This window comes from bacterium (genome assembly GCA_026708055.1).
In the GTDB taxonomy this organism is placed as follows: domain Bacteria; phylum Actinomycetota; class Acidimicrobiia; order Acidimicrobiales; family CATQHL01; genus VXNF01.
The window spans coordinates 13,886-30,529 of sequence record JAPOVS010000010.1; the positions used below are offsets into that span (position 1 = coordinate 13,886).

Here is a 16,644-nt window from a genome sequence, read left to right on the forward strand (position 1 = left end):
GTCAGGACTCCCCGTGCCCGTCGGGGTCGCCGCCGGTTCCCGCGGGGCCGCCGCGGGGATCACCGGTGCCGCCGGCCGTCCGGGCGCCCCTGTGGCGGACCACAGGGCCGAGCGTCTCACCGACGGAGCGCACCGCCCGGCGGAAGATCGCGGCGATCTGCGGGGCGTAGCGAACCGCGAACCCCAGAAGGATCAGCGCCTGGATCACGTCGCTCAGCGAGGCGGGGATGCCCTCGGTGGCCTGCATGTGCAGCCCGCCCGCCTGCAGCGCCCCCACCAGCAGCGCGGCCGCCAGGATGCCCAGCGGCCGGGCGCCCCCCAGCATCGCCACGACGAGGCCGAAGAAGCCGATCTCCTCGGCGATGTCCACGTAGAGCCGCCCCAGCAGCCCCGCGGCCTGCAACCAGCCCGCCAGACCGGCCAGCGCTCCCGAGATGAGCAGCGAGTTGAGGATTATGCGCCGCCCGGGAATGCCCAGGCTGTGCGCCAGGCGGGGGTTCTCGCCGAAGAGGTCGTAGCGGTAGCCCATCGTCGAGCGGGTCCACAGGCCGAACAGCGCCACCATCACCACGACGGCCAGCACGCCGGCGTGCAGCCGGGTGCTCGCCACCAGGTCGCCCAGGATGACACTGTCCGCCAGCGGATCGGACTTGGGGGTGATGGCCGCCGGCTCCTTGAGCGGACCGTTGAGGAGGTAGCCGAGCAGCAGGAAGGCGAACTCGTTGAACAGCAGCGTGGAGAGGATCTCGTTGACGTTGAGGCGTGCCCGCAGCAGCGCCGGAACCAGTGCCCACACCATTCCGAACACCGCCCCGGCGAGGGCCGCCAGCGGGATCGCCGCCGCCGGCGGGGCGTCCCGGAGAACGAAACCGGCGACCAGCGTGCCGATGCTGCCGGCGATGAGTTGGCCCTGCGCACCGATGGTTATGACGCCGGCCCGCAGCGCCACCGCCGCGCCGATGCCCACGATCGCCAGCGGAGCGGCCCGCGCCAGCGTCTCGCCGATGGCGAACGAGTCGCCGAAGCTGCCCGCCAGGATCGCCCCGTAGGCGGTGAGGGGGTTGTCGCCGGATCCTGCCAGGATGATCGCTCCCAGGCCGAGGGCCGCCAGCACTGCCAGCAGGCTGGTGCCGAGGCCGATCGTGGCGCGCTCGAACGGGGTGTCCGCGCGGGGGACCCGGGTGCCGTCGCCGGCGCCGGACGTCCCCGGCGCGCCGCCGCCGGAGGGACCCTCCGCGGTCACGCTCACGACGTGCCCTCCTTCCCGCCTCCGGTGGTTGCCTCGCCGGGATGGCGCCCGGTCGTACCCTCGCCGTCGTCCTGCGGGGTGCCGGAGTCGGCACTCGATCCGTCGCCGCCCCCGCCGGTGGCCTCCTCCGGTGCCCGCTCACCGGATCGATCCCAGTGGAGGCCGGCCATGACCGCGCCGAGGCGGGCCGAGGTCATCTCCTCGACGCCGAAGCGGTCGGTCACCCGCCCGCCGCTGAGCACCACCACCCGGTGGGAAAGGTCGGCCACCTCGTCGAGATCGGCGGAGATGATGACCACCGCCCCGCCGCGGGCCGCGGCTTCGAAGCAGCGGTCGCGGATCGCTCTTCCGGCGTGCGGGTCGAGGCCCTTCGTGGGTCCCGCCGCCACCAGCACTGCCGGATCCCGCTCCATCTCGCGGGCGGCCATGAGCTTCTGCTGGTTTCCGCCCGACAGCGAGGCGGCTCGGAGTGCCGGCTCGGGCGGACGCACGTCGAAGCGCTGGGCCAGGGCCCGGGCGTGGTGCCGCACCGACGCCCGCAGCCGCACGCCGAAGCGGGCGAACTCAGCGTCGGAGACCCGCCGTGCGATGAGGTTGTCGGCCAGGGTGAATCCGGCCGCCAGCCCCGCGGTGCGGTCCTCGGGCAGCAGCGCCATCCCCGTTGCGACAGCGGCGCCCGGCGAACCCGTCACGTCGGTCCCGTCGATGCGCACCGTGCCCCCGTCGGGGGTGGCCTGCCCGGTGAGCACCGACGCCAGCTCCTCCTGGCCGTTGCCCGCCACGCCCACCACGCCCACGATCTCCCCGGCCCGCACGCGCAGCGACACGTCCCGCAGGCCGGGGCCGTGCTCGGCGGCGAGGTGCAACCCGTCGGCCTCGAGACGCACGTCGCCCCGTTCGAGGTCCGGACGGCGGACCTCCAACAGCGAGAGGTCACCCACCATCAGCTCGGCGATGCGGCGCAGGTCGGAGCCGGCCACCTCCTCGCCGGCGGTCACGACCCGGCCCTGACGCAGCACGGTCAGACGGTCGGCCAGCTCGGCCAACTCCGGTAGGCGGTGAGAGATGTAGATGATGGGCGTGCCCTCGCTGCGCAGGCGCAGGCACAGCTCGATGAGCGCCTCGGTCTCCAGGGGGCCCAGTGCCGAACTGGGCTCGTCGAGGATGAGCAGGCGGGCGCCCCAGGCCAGGCTGATGAGGATCTCGGCCTGCTGGCGCACCGCCAGCGGCAGTCCGTCCACCAACTCGTCGGGAGGCACCGACAGGTCCAGTTCGGCGGCCAGGCGCTCGACCTCGGCGCGGGCGGCCTTGGCGTTGAAGGTGCGCGGCCAGGGGCGCCGGCCGGCGCCGCGTCGCGCCGCCGGGAGCGACCCGTCCTCACCGCCGCCGGGCGCCGCGGTCTCCTCCGGCGCTCCGGCGACCTGGCGGCGGGGGCGGCCCAGCTCGATGTTCTGCGCGACGGTGAGGCCGCGCACGAGGGACAGCTGCTGGCGCACGTGCGCCACGCCGGACGCGGAGCCGTCCGAGCGGCGCCGCGGGTTGTAGGGCTCGCCGAACAGCTCGAGTGTGCCGCGGTCGGGCCGCAGGGCGCCCGCGACGATCTTGGCCAGCGTCGTCTTGCCGGCGCCGTTCTCGCCAACGAGAGCGTGGATCTCCCCGGCCCGCAGATCGAAGTCCACGTTGTCCAGCGCCTGGGTGGCGCCGAAGCGTCGTGACACCCCCCGTGCCTCGAAGGCAACCTCGGGAGCCATGTCGGTGCTCACGGCGGCGGCGGGAGGGTGGCGCGGGCTGCGACCGCCACCTCGTCCTCGTCGACGCTGACGCAGCGGCCGTCCCGCACAACCACCTCACCGTCGGCGATCACGAGGTCGGCACGGTCCGACAGACCGGTCAGCACCAAACCCACGACCGGATCGTGCACGCCGACGCGGTCTACCGTGGTGATGTCCCAGGCAGCCACGTCGGCGCCCGCGCCGGGAGTGATCGTCCCCAACTCCGAGCGGCTGAGGCAGCGGGCGGAACCCCGCGTGGACATGGCCAGCAACTCGCGGGCGCTCAGCCAGCGCTCCGGGTCGGGGCTGTGCTGGCGGTGCGAGAGGGCGGCCAGCCGCATGTCGCCCATCTGGTTGGCGCCGTCGTTGGAGGCCGACCCTGTTGTGCCGAACCCCACCGTGCATCCCCCGTCGAGCCACCAGCGAACCGGTGCCGGGCGGAACCCCATGCGCAGGTCCGGGGCGACGAGGTGCACCAGCCCGACCCCGGTGGCGGCGTAGTCGGGGATCTCGCCCCGGGGGCAGTCCACCATGTGCGCCAGCCACACCCTGTCGTTGTGCCAACCCTCCTCGCCGATGACCTGCCAGGGGGACCGGCCGTAGCGGCGGCGGCAGAACTGGGTGTCCACCCCCTCGTAGAGATGCGTGTGCAGGCCCACACCCGGGTGCTCCGCCGCCATCTCGGCGAAGGCGGCGAAGACCTCGCGGCGGTCCACATGCGGTCCGCAGGGGGCCAGGTCGACGCGGACGCGGGCCAGCGGATCGGGGTCGTGGTAGGTCTCGATCAGTTCCAGGGAGTGGCGCAGCACCTCGTCGACGCTCTGGCAGGCCGAATCGGGGCCCTCGCCGCCTTCGCTGCGGGCGTAGGTCATGGTGCCCCGCCCGGCGTGCAGGCGGATGCCGACCTCCCGTGCCGCTTCGATGGTGGCCTCGATGTACGGCGCCGTCACGCCGCCCGGGAAGAAGTAGTGCTGGTCGGCGACGGTCGTCACCCCGCACAGCAGCGACTCGACCATGCCGGCCCGGGCCATCGTGGCGATCGCCTCGGGGGTGAAGTGACCGTCGTTCCACCACTGCGTGCAGATCCGCCCGAGGCCTATCAGCCAGTCGTCCAGCAGGACCCTCTCGAGTTCGGGGATGCTCCGCAGGCCCACCTGGTAGAGGTGCTGGTGCGCGTTGATGAGCCCCGGCATGACCAGCAGCCGCGAGGCATCGATGGCGGTCTCGCCGGTCTGCGGCTCGAGGTCGCCGATCTCGGCGATGCGCCCGTCGGCGATGCGCACATCGACGTCGCGCAGCTCCCGGTCGTCGCTGTCGAATGTCAGGAGGTGGGCGACGTCGCGCAGCAGTAGCCCGGGCACGGCCGCAAGTCTGGCAAAATTGCCACGAACGTGGAGGGAATGATCCGGAAGCCTCGCCCGGCGGCGGTCGTCGTCGGCGTCAGCACCCTGTCGATCGCGTTCAACTCGGCGTACGGCTACGTGCCGGGGTTCATGGCCACGGCGCTGCGCGCCGACCTGGGTATCGACCGCTGGCACGTGGGCCTGCTGGTGAGCCTCTACTTCGGCTGCGCCGGAGTGGCGTCCCTGGCCGCCGGGCGGGTCTGCGACCGCGTCGGCGGCCGGCTCACCGTGTTCGGGGGGATGGCGTTCGTCGTGGTGGCGTCCGGGCTGGCCGCCGGCCTGGGCGGCTACGCCCCGTTGCCGGCCGCCGGTGTGCTGGCGGGACTCGGGTACTCGCTGAACAACGTGGGGACGAACGTCGCCGTCGCCGGAGCCGTGAGCCCCCGGCGGCGGGCGGTGGCCCTGTCGACGCGGAGCTCGGGGATCCTCCTGATGAGCGCCCTGACCGCGGCGGTCGCTCCGGTCGTCGCCGACCGCTGGGATTGGCGATGGGTGTACGGCGGGCTCGGGGTCGGCGCTGCGGCGATGGCCCTCGTGGCGCTGGCGGTTCTGCGCGATGACACGGGCGACCCGCACGAGTTGCTGCGGCGCCGGTCGCTCCGCCTGCCGCGGGGCTTCTTCTGGTTCCCGGTGGGGGCGTTCTGCCTGATCGCCGGGGCGCAGCCGCTGCTCTCCTGGACGGTGCCGTACGCCGAGGAGTCCCTGGGTCTCTCGGCGACATGGGCAGGCGTTCTTGTGGGTGCGTCCTCCGCCGTGGGTGCTGTGGCCATGGTCGGCACCGGCGTGGGGGCCGACCGGCTGGGTGCGCACCGGCGCATGCGCCTGCTCGTCGTGCTGGTGGCGGGCACCGGCGTCTCGTGCCTGCTGCTCGCCGGCGGCCACCAACTCGGACTGCCGGTGGCGATGGTGGGCGTCCTCGGCGGGATCATCCTGCAGTTCGCCGGCATCGGCACGATGCACGCCACGGTGGTGGATCGGGCCGGCCCCGCGGTCGCCCGGGCCACCGCGGCCACCATGACCGGCTACTACCTGGGTGCCCTCGTGTCGCCGGTGGCGTTCGGCGCATTCGTGGACACCGTCGGCTCCTACGAGTGGGCCTGGCTGATTCTCGGCCTCCTCTTGGGGGGATCGGCTGTGTCGTTCCGCCTGGCAGGGCGGATCGAGCCGGCGGATTGAGACCCATGCCCCGGGGTTACCCTCGACCGGGCATGAAGACCGCGACTGCATTCGTGACGGGGCTGCCGACCTCGGAGAGACACCGCCGGTGCGTCGCGGTCCTCGTGGCTACCCGGTGCGTGGCCGCGGGTCACCTGGCCGGCCGAGACGCCCATCCGTCGGAGGCGGATCGATGAGTGCCCGCTTCGTTGGCCGGAGCGTGCCGCGGGTCAACGATGAGACGATGCTGCGGGGTGCGGCGCGGTACGTGGCCGACCTCGCCGGCCCGATGGCGGGCGTGCTGCACGCGGCCGTGATCCGCAGCCCGGTGGCGCACGGGATTCTGGAGGGCCTCGAGGTCGACGGACTTCCCGATGATGCCCGGCTGGTCGGCCCGGAGGACCTGCGCCGCCGGGCGACGGGCCGCCTGCCGGTCCTGTGGCAGATCGCCACCCAGAACCAGACATCCACGCCGCTGCTCGACGGCAAGGTGCGCTACGCCGGTCAGCCCATCGGCGTGGTGGTGGCGCCGAGCGCCGCTGCCGCCGTCGACGCCGCCGAGGCGGTCCTGCCGGTGATCGACGAACTGCCGGCGGTCACCGATCCGCTGGAGGCCCTCGCTGCAGGAGCGCCCCGCCTGTGGGACGACGTGGAGGGGAACCTGCTGGGCGCCTGCGCGGCCGGCGACAGCGACGAGCATGTCGAGGCGGTCTTCGCGGCGGCCGACCGGCGACTGCGCACCCGGCTGGTGATCGGGCGCCTCAGCGGAGCGCCCATGGAGGGGCGCGGCGTGCTGGCGTACACCGAGCCCACCGGGAAGCTGGTGGTCCACATCTCGACGCAGGCACCGCATGCCGTACGCGACGTCGTCTGCGCGGTGCTCGGCATGCCGCAGCACCGGGTCCGGGTCACGGCGCCGGACGTCGGCGGCGGGTTCGGCCTCAAGGACCATCTCTATGAGGACGAGCTGATGGTGATCATCGCCGCGCTGGAATCGGGATGTCCGGTGCAGTGGATCGAGACTCGGACCGAGTCGCTGCTGGCGACGACGCACGGGCGCGGCGAGATCTGCGACGTGGAGGTGGCCTTCGACGACGACGGCACGCTGCGCGGCCTGCGGGTCGACGCCGTGCGCAACGCCGGGGCGCAGTGCAGCGTCTTCTCCGGCGGGCCGCTGCTCGTGGCGCTCGGCATGGCGCCGGGGCCGTACACCTGGGACGCCGTGCGGGGCACCGGACGGCTCGTGGCCACCAACACCATGTCCGCCGGCGCCTACCGGGGATTCGGCCAGACCCAGGCGGCCCTCATCGGCGAGCGGGCGGTGGAACTGGTGGCCCGTGCGCTGGGCCGGCACCCGGCGGAGGTGCGCCGGCAGAACATGATCCGTCCCACCGACCAGCCCTACACGACGCGTACGCACGTCACCTACGACAACGGCGACTACAGCGCTCCGCTGCGCCGCGCCCGCGAGTTGATCGAGGACCGCATGGCCGCCGCCCCGCCGCCGAATGACGGCCGTCGGCGCGGGGTCGGGTACGCCTCGCACGTGCAGCTGGCGGGCGTGGGGCCGAGCAACCTGGGCGAGCTGCTGGGCCTGCGGGTCGGCGGCTACGAGAGCGCCGTGGTGCGCATGGAGCCCGACGCCAGCGTGCGCCTCTACACGGGCGTGTCGCCGCACGGCCAAGGGCTCGAGACCACCCTGGCGCAACTGCTGGCCGACGAACTGGGCGTCGACGTCGCCGATGTGGAGGTGATCCACAGCGACACCGACGTCACCCCCTATTCCGCCTTCGGCACCGCCGCCTCGCGCTCGCTGCCCCTGGGTGGCGGCTCGGCCGTCGTCGCCGGGCGCGAGCTGGCCGGGCGGATCCGCGCCATCGCGGCGGACATGCTGGAGGCCAACCCCGCCGACCTGACCCTCGCCGGCCGGCAGGTCACCGTCGCCGGCACGGTCGCTTCGGTGCCGCTGGCCGAGGTGGCCGCGGCGGCATACCGGGGGTTCCGGCTGCCCGAGGGGCAGGCACCGGGTCTCACCGCCTCGTACGTCTACGACCCGCCCAGCCCCACGTTCTCCTTCGCCGCCCACGCCTGCGCCGTGGCGGTCGACCCGGAACTCGGCAGTGTGGAGATCACGGACTACGTGGCGGTCCTCGACTGCGGCACTGTCGTGAACCCCGTGATCGTTCAGGGACAGGTGCACGGCGGCGCCGCGCAGGGCATCGGGGCGGCGCTCACCGAGGAGATCGTCTACGACGCCGGCGGTCAGCCCCGCACCACCACCCTGGCCGACTACCTCGTGCCCACCTCCGACGTGTTGCCCGGCTTCACCGTCGAGCACATGGAGACGCCGTCGCCGTACACCCCCGGCGGCATGAAGGGCATGGGCGAGGGCGGCACCAACGCCGCCTTCTCCTGCGTCCTCAACGCCGTGCTGGACGCCGTCACAACCGCTGGAGCCCCGGCGGCCGAGACGCTCGCCACCCCGCTCTCACCCGAACGCATCTGGCGGATCCTGCAGCGCCCTGGCTGACGCCCCGTGCCGGTCGTGGTCTCTCAGCGGACCGTTCGCGAGGCGGCGTGGCCGGCGGCGACGTAGGCGTAGGTGATGGCTCGGGCGTTGGCGAGGCCGCCCACGTAGCCGGGCTGCTCGACGTAGGCGGCGGCGTTGCCTGTGGCGTAGAGGCCGTCGATAGGGCGACGATCCTCGGTCAGCACCTGCGCGGCACTGTTGATCAGCAGGCCCGTCGAGTAGATGCCCGTGCCCAGCAGCTTCAGCGGCAGACCCCAGAACGGCGGCTCTGTGAGCGATCCCAGGTTCGGATTGGGCGACTGGTTCGGATCGCCCGCCCGGAGCCGGCTGTAGGGGAGCGTGCCGCGGCCGAACGCCGGGTCGTTCCCCTCCTCGGCGCCGTCGTTGAAGGCGGCGACCTGGTCGATGAGGCCACCGGCGTCGACACCGAGTGTGCCGGCGAGATCGGTGAGGTTTGACGCCTGCGCGAGGTCGGCCGGCCATTCCTCGCCGTCGCCGAGCCGGTAGCGGGTGCGATAGCGGTTGTCGCCGATGAGAAAGCACGGGTAGTTGGGGAACTGCCCCGCGGCGTCGCGTTCCTTCACAGCGCGTAGCAGGAACCCGTAGAAGCTCTCGTCGCCGAAGCGTCTCCCCGTCCGGTTCACGACGATGGCGTGAGGCAGTCCGAGTGCCCGCGACAGCTCGCGGTGCAGCGGCCGGTCCGTCCCAGGGTGGCGCTCGGTCGGGCTCTCGTAGCCAAAGATCGTGAATGCCTGCCCGGCGCGTGCCCGGGCGGCACCCGTGGGTTCGACGAGCGCCAGGCCGTCGCCGTCGAGCACCGGGGGAGAGGCCTCGAAGATCTCCGGCAATCCCTCCAGTTCGGCCGCGAACGGGGCATTGCCGTAGCTGCCCGTGGCGACGAGCACCCCTCGCCGAGCGCGGATCTCGCGGCGTTCGCCCTTCACCTCGACGACGGCCCCCGAGACCCTGTCTCCGCTGTGGACAAGTTCGATGCAGCGCGCCTCCAGCAGGATCGGCACTCCCCGCTGCACGAGAGCTGCGGCCGCGAACGCGGCGGACAGTCCGGGACCCCAGGTCCAGAAGTCGCTCTCACGGCGCTGCCAGTGCAACTCAGCGAGGACCTCGCCCGCGACCAGGTCACCGCCGGCTCGGCGCACCTCGTCATGGGTCAGGCCGAGGAGTCGGAAATGCGGTGAACTGCGACACCGGTCCCGCCAAGGTCCGAGAGCCTCGCCATCGACGGTGACCTCCAGGATCCGGCCACCCGACACCGATCCCGGAGCATCGGGGTGGTACTGGTCACCCAGCCCGGTGCTCTGGAAGCGCACGCCGAGGCAAGAGAAGTACGCCACAGCCTCGGGAGCGCGCCGGACGAACGTGGTCAGGAGGTCCTCGTCGAACGCGCCGGCGTCACATGCGACCCAACGCAGGTACCTGGTGGTGTCCTCCGCGCTGTCCTCGAGGCCGGCCTGGCGCTGCAGGTGGTTGTTCCCGACCCAGACCACGCCGCCGCTGTAGGCGGTGACACCCCCGATGAGCGGCGACTTCTCGACAATGAGCGCCTCGAGTCCCGCGTCGGCCGCACGCAGAGCAGCGGCGAGCCCGCCGAGCCCACCCCCGATGCAGAGGAGATCGCATTCGTGAGCCGCCACGAGTGCTCCCAATCGTCGATGTCGAGCCACGCCCGGTGCGGGAGGAGGGGAGAGCCGGACGCCTCCGACCTCCCGCGCTCGCCGCATCCGGCGATGCCGGAACAGCGACCGTACCATTGGCCGATGGACGCGATCCCCACCCAACCGACGGTGACGGGATGTCTGGCGGACTTCGTGACTGCCCACCGGAAGGCGTCCCTGCCCCAATCGGTGCAGCAGGTGGCCCGCAGACTGCTCTTGAACGCGGTGGCAGCCTCCCTGGCCGGCGCCGGCCATCCTGCTGTCAGCCGCCTGGGGGCTTGGGCGACCGACGCCGTGCCCGGAGGCGACGCCCGCCTACTCTGGTCGGGGGACAGGACGACCGGAGATCGGGCCGCGCTCTTCAACGGCGCCCTGCTCGAGGTGCTGGACTTCAATGAGACCCACATCGAGGCATTTGTGCATCCCACGGCCCCGGTGTGGCCCGCGGTGCAGGCGACCGCCGAGATATCGGGAGCCTCGCTGGCCACAGGACTCGTCGCCCTCGCCCTCGGTGTCGAAGTCGAACTGGCCGTTGCGACGATGCTGATGCCTGCGCACTATGAACGCGGCTTCAATCCCGCCGTGGCTGCCGGGGCCGTCGGGGCTGCAGCGGGCTGCGCGGCCGTGCTGGGGCTGGACGCCGAGCAGACGGCCCACGCCCTGGGTCTCGCCGCGTTGGGCGGCGCCGGCCCGCTGGAGGTCCTCGGAACGGACGTCCACTCGTATCGCATCGGCGACGCCGCTCGCAGCGGGTACGTCGCTGCGGACCTGGCGCGGCGCGGGTTCGCTGCACCTCTGACGGCGATCGATGGCGAGCATGGCCTCCTGGCGACGGTCGCGGCGTCTGATCCGACGCACGTTGCGTCCACGCTGGACTCTCTGGGCGCCGATTGGCGAATCTGCGGCCCGATCGCCTTCAAGCGCTATCCCACGGAGACCATCAGCCAGGCCCCCCTGGACTGCACGCTGGAACTCGTGGATCGCACGACCCCCGAGCGGCGGTTGCGGATCGCTTCGATGACGTTCGAGGTTGCCCCGCTCGTGGCCGAGGTGAACCGCAGCCGGCGACAGCGGTTCTCTGTCCCGACCGACGATCAGCAGGCCCGGTTCGACGGCAGCTTCTGCGTCGCCGCCGCGTGGTGCCGCGGACGCTTCACGGTCCAGGAGTTGGCTGCCGAAACACGTTCAGACCGCGCCGTGCTGGCGCTTCGCGACAAGGTCAGGTTCGTCGCCGACGAGGCTAGGCGCATGGAGAGCGCGTCGCTCAAGGTCACCTTCGCCGACGGCACCTCCGAGCACGCCACAACCGAGGCGTTCGGTGGATCAGCCGCGAATCCACTGAGCGACGAGGACCTCCTTGGCAAGCTGACCGACGCCGCCACAGGCGTCATCGACACCCGCCGAGTCCGGGCGATCAGCGCAGCGATCAGCGGGGACGGACCAACTCCGTTGGTTAGCGAGTTCACCGAACTGCTCTTGCTCGGGTGACTACCACTCCGGCGGAACTGTACGATTCCCGAGCCGATCCCCAACCAGTGGAGCCGACTGTCTCGGGCTCACAAAGGATCCAGATGCGACCGATCGATGGTAAAGCAAAGAGCGTCCGCCAGCTGCTTCAAGGTGTGAAGTATTCGATTGACTATTATCAACGCGAGTACCGTTGGGAAGCGAAGCAGGTCCGAGAGTTGATCGACGACCTGAGCGATATGTTCCTTGAAGAATATGAGACAGGGATCAGCCGACATTCGGTAGCAGACTTCCCCCATTACTTCCTTGGTTCGATTATCATCAGCCAGCGACGTGGGAAGAGTTTTATTGTCGATGGACAGCAGCGCCTCACGAGCCTTACTCTGCTGTTGATTGTTCTAAGAAACCTTCAACGAGATCGTGATGACGCCGTGCAGATCGATGATCTGATCTTTTCCGAGCGCTACGGGATGAAAACGTTCAATCTCGCGGTTGAAGAACGCTTCGCTTGCATGGACGCTCTGTTCGACTGCGCGCCGTTCGATCCGGCTGCTGAGAGTGAATCAGTGCGTAACCTCTATGAGAGATACCAGGACGTGGAAGATCACCTTCCTGCGGAACTCCACGAAGACGCACTCCCATACTTTGTAGATTGGTTGATCGACAATGTGCATATGGTTGAGATAACTGCGTACACCGACGAGGATTCATATCTCATATTCGAGACAATGAACGATCGTGGTCTGTCCCTGAGTCCAACTGAAATGCTCAAGGGGTACTTGCTCACAAACATGGATCAAGGCCGACGTGTATCGGCGAATGATCTATGGCGTGACCGGCTCCAAGAACTACGAGAAGAAAGTGATGAGCACGGATCCGATTTCTTCAAAAGCTGGCTTCGGAGTCAGTACGCCATGAAGAGCCGTGAGCGTCGCAAAGGAGCAGTACCTGAGGACTTCGAGCACATTGGCACCGCCTACCATCGCTGGGTGCGGAATGAATCGAAAGCTCTGGTCTTGAATCAATCCGAGGACTTCTTCGACTTCGTAAACGGTAAGTTCGACTTCTATAGCAGGCACTATCTCCGGCTGAGGAAAGCTCAGAGGGAGTTGATCCAAGGACTTGAACACATTTACTACAACGCAGACCATGGGTTCACGCTGCAAGACATACTCCTCCTCGCTCCTCTCAGAGTCGATGACACCGCACCGACTATCGAACGGAAGATGCGGCTAGTCGCGCAATTTGTGGACATCCTCTTGGCTTGGAGAATCTGGAATTTTCGGTCGATTGCCTATTCGACAATGCAATACTCGATTTTCCTGCTTGTGCGCCAGATCCGTGGACTAGACGAAGAGGACCTGGCCACGACGTTACACAAGAGACTTCTGAAGGAATCCGAGACGTTTCGTAGCAATTCCCGACTGCGGGTACATCAGCAGAACCGCTATTCGCTCCAGCGACTGCTCTCGAGATTGACAGACTACGTGGAGACACAGTCTGGTCAGTCGTCTCGATATCTGGAGTATACTGCACACGGTAGGAATCGCTATGAGATTGAACACATTTGGGCTGACCAACCTGATCGGTATGTTGACGAGTTTCGTCATTCCAGCGACTTCTCAGAGCACCGCAATAGGATCGGCGGTTTGTTGTTGCTTCCCAAACGATTCAATGCCAGCTATGGCAGCCTCCCCTATGAAGACAAGCTGCCGCACTATAATTCTCAGAACTTGCTGGCACGTTCGTTGCATCCGCAGGCGTACGAGCGGAATCCTGGATTTGTTAGCTTTGTGAGCGCTAGCGGTCTCCCGTTTCGCGCGCATGAGGACTTCAAACGTTCAGATCTGGAAGAACGTGGCGAGCTCTATTGCCGACTGGCAGAACGCATCTGGAACCCGGATGATCTGTTGGATGAGACAACCGGGTGACATGTGCTCACAATCGCCGGTTGCTCAGTGCAAGCCGAAGACGTCGGTGGTGAGGAGGCTCTCGCGCACGTATCAGCCGTTGATCGTGTATGTCGCGGGCAGTTCGCTACACCTGTCGCACTCATGCCACCAGTGACGTCGCAGCGGGCCCGTCGTCTGACGGTTGACGGGTTGACGAGCTAATTGTTTGCGGTATGCTGCAATGGTCATGGGGACGGAATCGCACATCGTTGATCTGCTCGGCTGGCTGCTGGCTCGTCGGACCGACCCGGGTCGGGGCCACGTGATTCTGAGCGAGGCCGAGTATGACGATCGGCTCCGTCGCGTGTTCGAGGCGTCGAGCGATGCCGAGAGCACCTCCGAGCGGTGGGTTACGGAGGCTGCATTGCGGATGATCCGGAATCGCCTGGTGCACGGCGAGATCGAAACGAGCGACTCTGACCGCCTGATTGAGTCCCTTACTGTGGAACTTGAGCCGGGACTTCGGCGGCCGGTGCGAACGGTCTTCGACGAAGCGGTGCGCGAGCTTCGCCAGCACCGCGACAGCGACATCGGGTTGTCGGCCGCAGCTTCCGTCGCTGACAGCTTCGTCGAAGCATTGACTGCTGGCGCGAGATGGTTGGGCAAGCTCGAAGCCGATGAGGCAGTAGGCCTTGGGCGCAGTGCAGCGGCGCAGGTGTTGGCGGCGGCACGCTGGTCTCAGGTAGTTGGTGATCGGCTCGACACCACTCAAGTCGCGCGACTCCTCGGTGTGACCCGCCAGGCGTTGGCGAAGCGCCAGCAGACGGGATCGCTCCTCGGTCTTCCCGGCGACGGCACGACCTGGTATCCGACATGGCAGTTCGATACTGACGAGGGACGCATCCGCCCCGAGGTGCGTGACGTGCTCGGCGCCTTCAGGGATCGCCTCGATGAATTTGATCCGCTCCTCGTCGCTGCCTGGGCTACGACACCGCAGGACGAGGACCTCGCCGGCGAGACGCCCGCCCACTGGCTGCGCGCTGGTCGTGATCAGGATCAGCTGCGCCGCGCTGCCGAAAGGGCCGCCGCGCGGCTGAACCGATGAGCGACTGGGGAGACTTCCCCGCTCGTCGGATCGATACGGCAACACCGCTCTTCCGCATCCACCAGCGCCATCATCACCCGGCTTGGTTCAACACCGACGGGCTATTGCGATTCGACCCGCCGCAGGGCCACCGGGATCGGTTCGGCGTGTGCTACCTCGGACTCGAGCCGCTTGCGTCCTATGTCGAGGTGTTCGGTCGAATCCGCGTAGTGCCGAAGGCTGAACTCGACGGTCGGCGTCTCTCAGAACTCACCGTGCGTCATGTCGTCGAAGTTGCCGACCTGACCGACCGCGCAGTGCTCGGCGCCTTCGGGATCACTGCTGCCCACTCCGTGGGTACCGACTACGGGCCCGCTCAAGAACTCGCCAGCCGACTGTTTGAGGTCGGCTTCGACGGCATCGTGTACCGAGTCCGTCACGATCCCGCAATGGAGCTTGAGGCGGTCGCTCTCTTCGGAGAACCTGGCGAGACCCCCAATCGTTTCTACCCACCCAAGTCCAGTCCCATAGCCCAGGAACTGGTAGCGGCAGGACGGGGGTTCCACATTGACGTAATCCCAGCGGCTCCGCTGCCTAGCTGAGCATTGGAGCCGAGATCGGCCACAAGGACGACGTATGAGCGTCAGGTGGACTGTTGCGGTGGTCTCTCAGTCGCTGCTGGCGCGCGGTTTCGGACCGCGTAACTTCAAGTTGGCGGCTTCGCGGTCCCAGGTGGTCGGCGTGATGCCCTGCTGCCGGAGTTCGACCTTGCGGACCTTCTCTGTCGGTGTCTTGGGGAGGCTCGTCACGACCTCGACGTAGCGGGGGAGCATGAAGCGGGGGAGACGGGGCGACAGGAAGTCGATCAAGCCGGCCGGTTCGATGCTCTCGCCGGGGCGGGGCACGACCACGATCTTGACCTCGTCCTCGCCCCACTCGGACGGCACGGCGATGGCGGCCGACTCCAGCACGCCGGGATGCTCGTTGACCACCGCCTCCACCTCGGCGGAGGAGATGTTCTCGCCGCGCCGGCGGATGGTGTCTTTGATGCGGTCACAGAAGTAGTAGTTGCCGTCGGCGTGGTAGCGGAAGGCGTCGCCGGTGTGCAGCCAGAGGTTGCGCCACGCCGCCGTCGTCGCCTCGGGCATGTCGAGGTACCCGGCCATGAGCGTCCACGGCTCATCGGACCGCACGATCAGTTCGCCGACCCTGCCGGGTCCCACGTCCTCGTCGTCGGTGTCCACGACGCGCACCTCGTAGCCGGGGCGCACCTTCCCGCAGCTCTCCAGGTCCGCCAGCGTCCAGCCCTCGGAGTGGATGGGGACGCTGATCTCGGTCATGTTGAAGGCGGTGGAGACGCGCACGCCGAATCGCCGCTTGAAGTCCTCGAGTTCGGGAATGAGCGGGACCATCACGACGGTGTGCAGGGGCCCCTCGGCATCGTCGGGGCGCCGGGGTTGGCGGTTGATGAAGTTGGCCATCGCCCCCAGCAGCAGGGTCGTGGTGCAGCGGTAACGGCGGATGTCGTCCCAGAACGCCGAGGTGTTGAAGGAGGGGCGCATGACGACGCGCCCGCCCACCAGCGCGAACGTGTAGACGGGTCCCTTGCCGCTGATGTGGAACAGCGGGAACGGCATGTAGTAGGCGTCGTCGGCGCCGAAGTCGCCCGTGAAGATCGACGTGGATGCCGTGGCGTGGAGCTGCGCCCACGGCACCAGCACGCCCTTGGAGGGGCCGGTCGTCCCCGAGGTGTACATGACGGTGGCGATGTCGGCGGGGCCGGGGCCGTCGAGGTCGGTGGCGGGCGCTGCGCCGGCCAGGAAGTCGCTCCTGCCGATCACCCGGAACGGCAGATCGCTCGTCACGTCGTTCCGGTCGTGCACCACGATCGTCTCCAGGTGTGTGAGTTCGGCGGCGACGTCAGCGAGGCGCTCCAGGTAGTCCGCGGCGGTCACCAGCAGCTTCGAGCGGGAGTGCTCCAGCAGGTAGCGGAGCATCCGCCCCACGTAGCCCGTGTTGACGGGCACCTCCCAGGCCCGCAGCCAGGCGAGTCCCAGCCAGGCGCTCACGGCGTCGATGCCCGTCGGGAGCATCACGGCCACGCGGTCGCCGGGCTCGATGCCCAGGCGGCGGTAGGCGTCCGCCCAGGTGAGCGTGTACCGATGCAGGTCGCCGTAGGAGATCGAACGGCCGTCCACCTCCTGCAGGAAGGTGCGGTCGGGACACTCGGCCGCTCGGGCGGCAAGCAGGTGTGGCAGCACGAGTTCGCGTGCGAGCATCACTCGACGGTCTCCGGCGCGGGCCGGCGGGCCGCGTTGATGGCGCCGCCTTGGCGCACGATCTCGGCTTGGCGGGCGGAGAGGTCGTGGCGGACGGCGAAGCGGCGGCCGGTCGTGGCCTCCAGCACGCTTCCGCTCCC

Annotated in this window: 11 protein-coding genes; 6 read left to right on the top strand and 5 right to left on the bottom strand. The window is 68.9% G+C overall.

The window, feature by feature from the left end:
• Position 1 precedes the first annotated feature (1 nt).
• Genes OXG55_00540 through OXG55_00550 form a run of 3 tightly spaced genes read right to left on the bottom strand, consistent with a single transcriptional unit; the run spans position 2 to position 4,382 of the window.
• Complete coding sequence (locus tag OXG55_00540; protein ID MCY4101743.1) at positions 2-1,249, bottom strand: ABC transporter permease; 1,248 nt, start codon at positions 1,247-1,249, stop codon at positions 2-4.
• Positions 1,246-3,012: an ATP-binding cassette domain-containing protein gene (locus tag OXG55_00545; GenBank protein MCY4101744.1), complete on the bottom strand. Its 1,767-nt coding sequence runs from the start codon at positions 3,010-3,012 to the stop codon at positions 1,246-1,248. Before OXG55_00545 ends, OXG55_00540 begins: the two co-directional genes overlap by 4 nt.
• On the bottom strand, positions 3,009-4,382 hold the full coding sequence (locus OXG55_00550; GenBank protein ID MCY4101745.1) for an amidohydrolase family protein: 1,374 nt from the start codon (positions 4,380-4,382) through the stop codon (positions 3,009-3,011). Before OXG55_00550 ends, OXG55_00545 begins: the two co-directional genes overlap by 4 nt.
• 39 nt (positions 4,383-4,421) lie before the next feature.
• Here OXG55_00550 and OXG55_00555 point away from each other — a divergent pair, with 39 nt between their 5' ends.
• Positions 4,422-5,600, top strand: a complete 1,179-nt coding sequence (locus tag OXG55_00555; protein ID MCY4101746.1) for an MFS transporter — start codon at positions 4,422-4,424, stop codon at positions 5,598-5,600.
• Between the two features lie 172 nt (positions 5,601-5,772).
• Entirely contained in the window at positions 5,773-8,109 is a 2,337-nt protein-coding gene (locus tag OXG55_00560; GenBank protein ID MCY4101747.1) for a xanthine dehydrogenase family protein molybdopterin-binding subunit, read from the top strand.
• A gap of 23 nt (positions 8,110-8,132) precedes the next feature.
• Here OXG55_00560 and OXG55_00565 read toward each other — a convergent pair whose 3' ends face one another.
• On the bottom strand, positions 8,133-9,761 hold the full coding sequence (locus OXG55_00565) for an FAD-dependent oxidoreductase (protein MCY4101748.1): 1,629 nt from the start codon (positions 9,759-9,761) through the stop codon (positions 8,133-8,135).
• A gap of 123 nt (positions 9,762-9,884) precedes the next feature.
• On the opposite strand from OXG55_00565, the gene OXG55_00570 reads away from it, so the two are divergent.
• The 4 genes from OXG55_00570 to OXG55_00585 all read left to right on the top strand — a co-directional run bounded on the left by OXG55_00570 (position 9,885) and on the right by OXG55_00585 (position 14,827).
• On the top strand, positions 9,885-11,270 hold the full coding sequence (locus OXG55_00570) for an MmgE/PrpD family protein (GenBank protein ID MCY4101749.1): 1,386 nt from the start codon (positions 9,885-9,887) through the stop codon (positions 11,268-11,270).
• Between the two features lie 83 nt (positions 11,271-11,353).
• Positions 11,354-13,180 (top strand): DUF262 domain-containing protein, encoded by a 1,827-nt coding sequence (locus OXG55_00575; protein MCY4101750.1) that lies wholly within the window; start codon positions 11,354-11,356, stop codon positions 13,178-13,180.
• Between the two features lie 202 nt (positions 13,181-13,382).
• Positions 13,383-14,246: a hypothetical protein gene (locus OXG55_00580; GenBank protein MCY4101751.1), complete on the top strand. Its 864-nt coding sequence runs from the start codon at positions 13,383-13,385 to the stop codon at positions 14,244-14,246.
• Positions 14,243-14,827, top strand: a complete 585-nt coding sequence (locus OXG55_00585) for an RES family NAD+ phosphorylase (protein ID MCY4101752.1) — start codon at positions 14,243-14,245, stop codon at positions 14,825-14,827. Before OXG55_00580 ends, OXG55_00585 begins: the two co-directional genes overlap by 4 nt.
• Positions 14,828-14,893: 66 nt before the next feature.
• Here the strand turns inward: OXG55_00585 and OXG55_00590 are convergent, their stop codons facing one another.
• A complete protein-coding gene (locus tag OXG55_00590) occupies positions 14,894-16,504 on the bottom strand; it encodes an AMP-binding protein (GenBank protein ID MCY4101753.1) in 1,611 nt (536 codons plus the stop codon).
• Positions 16,505-16,644: the final 140 nt, after the last annotated feature.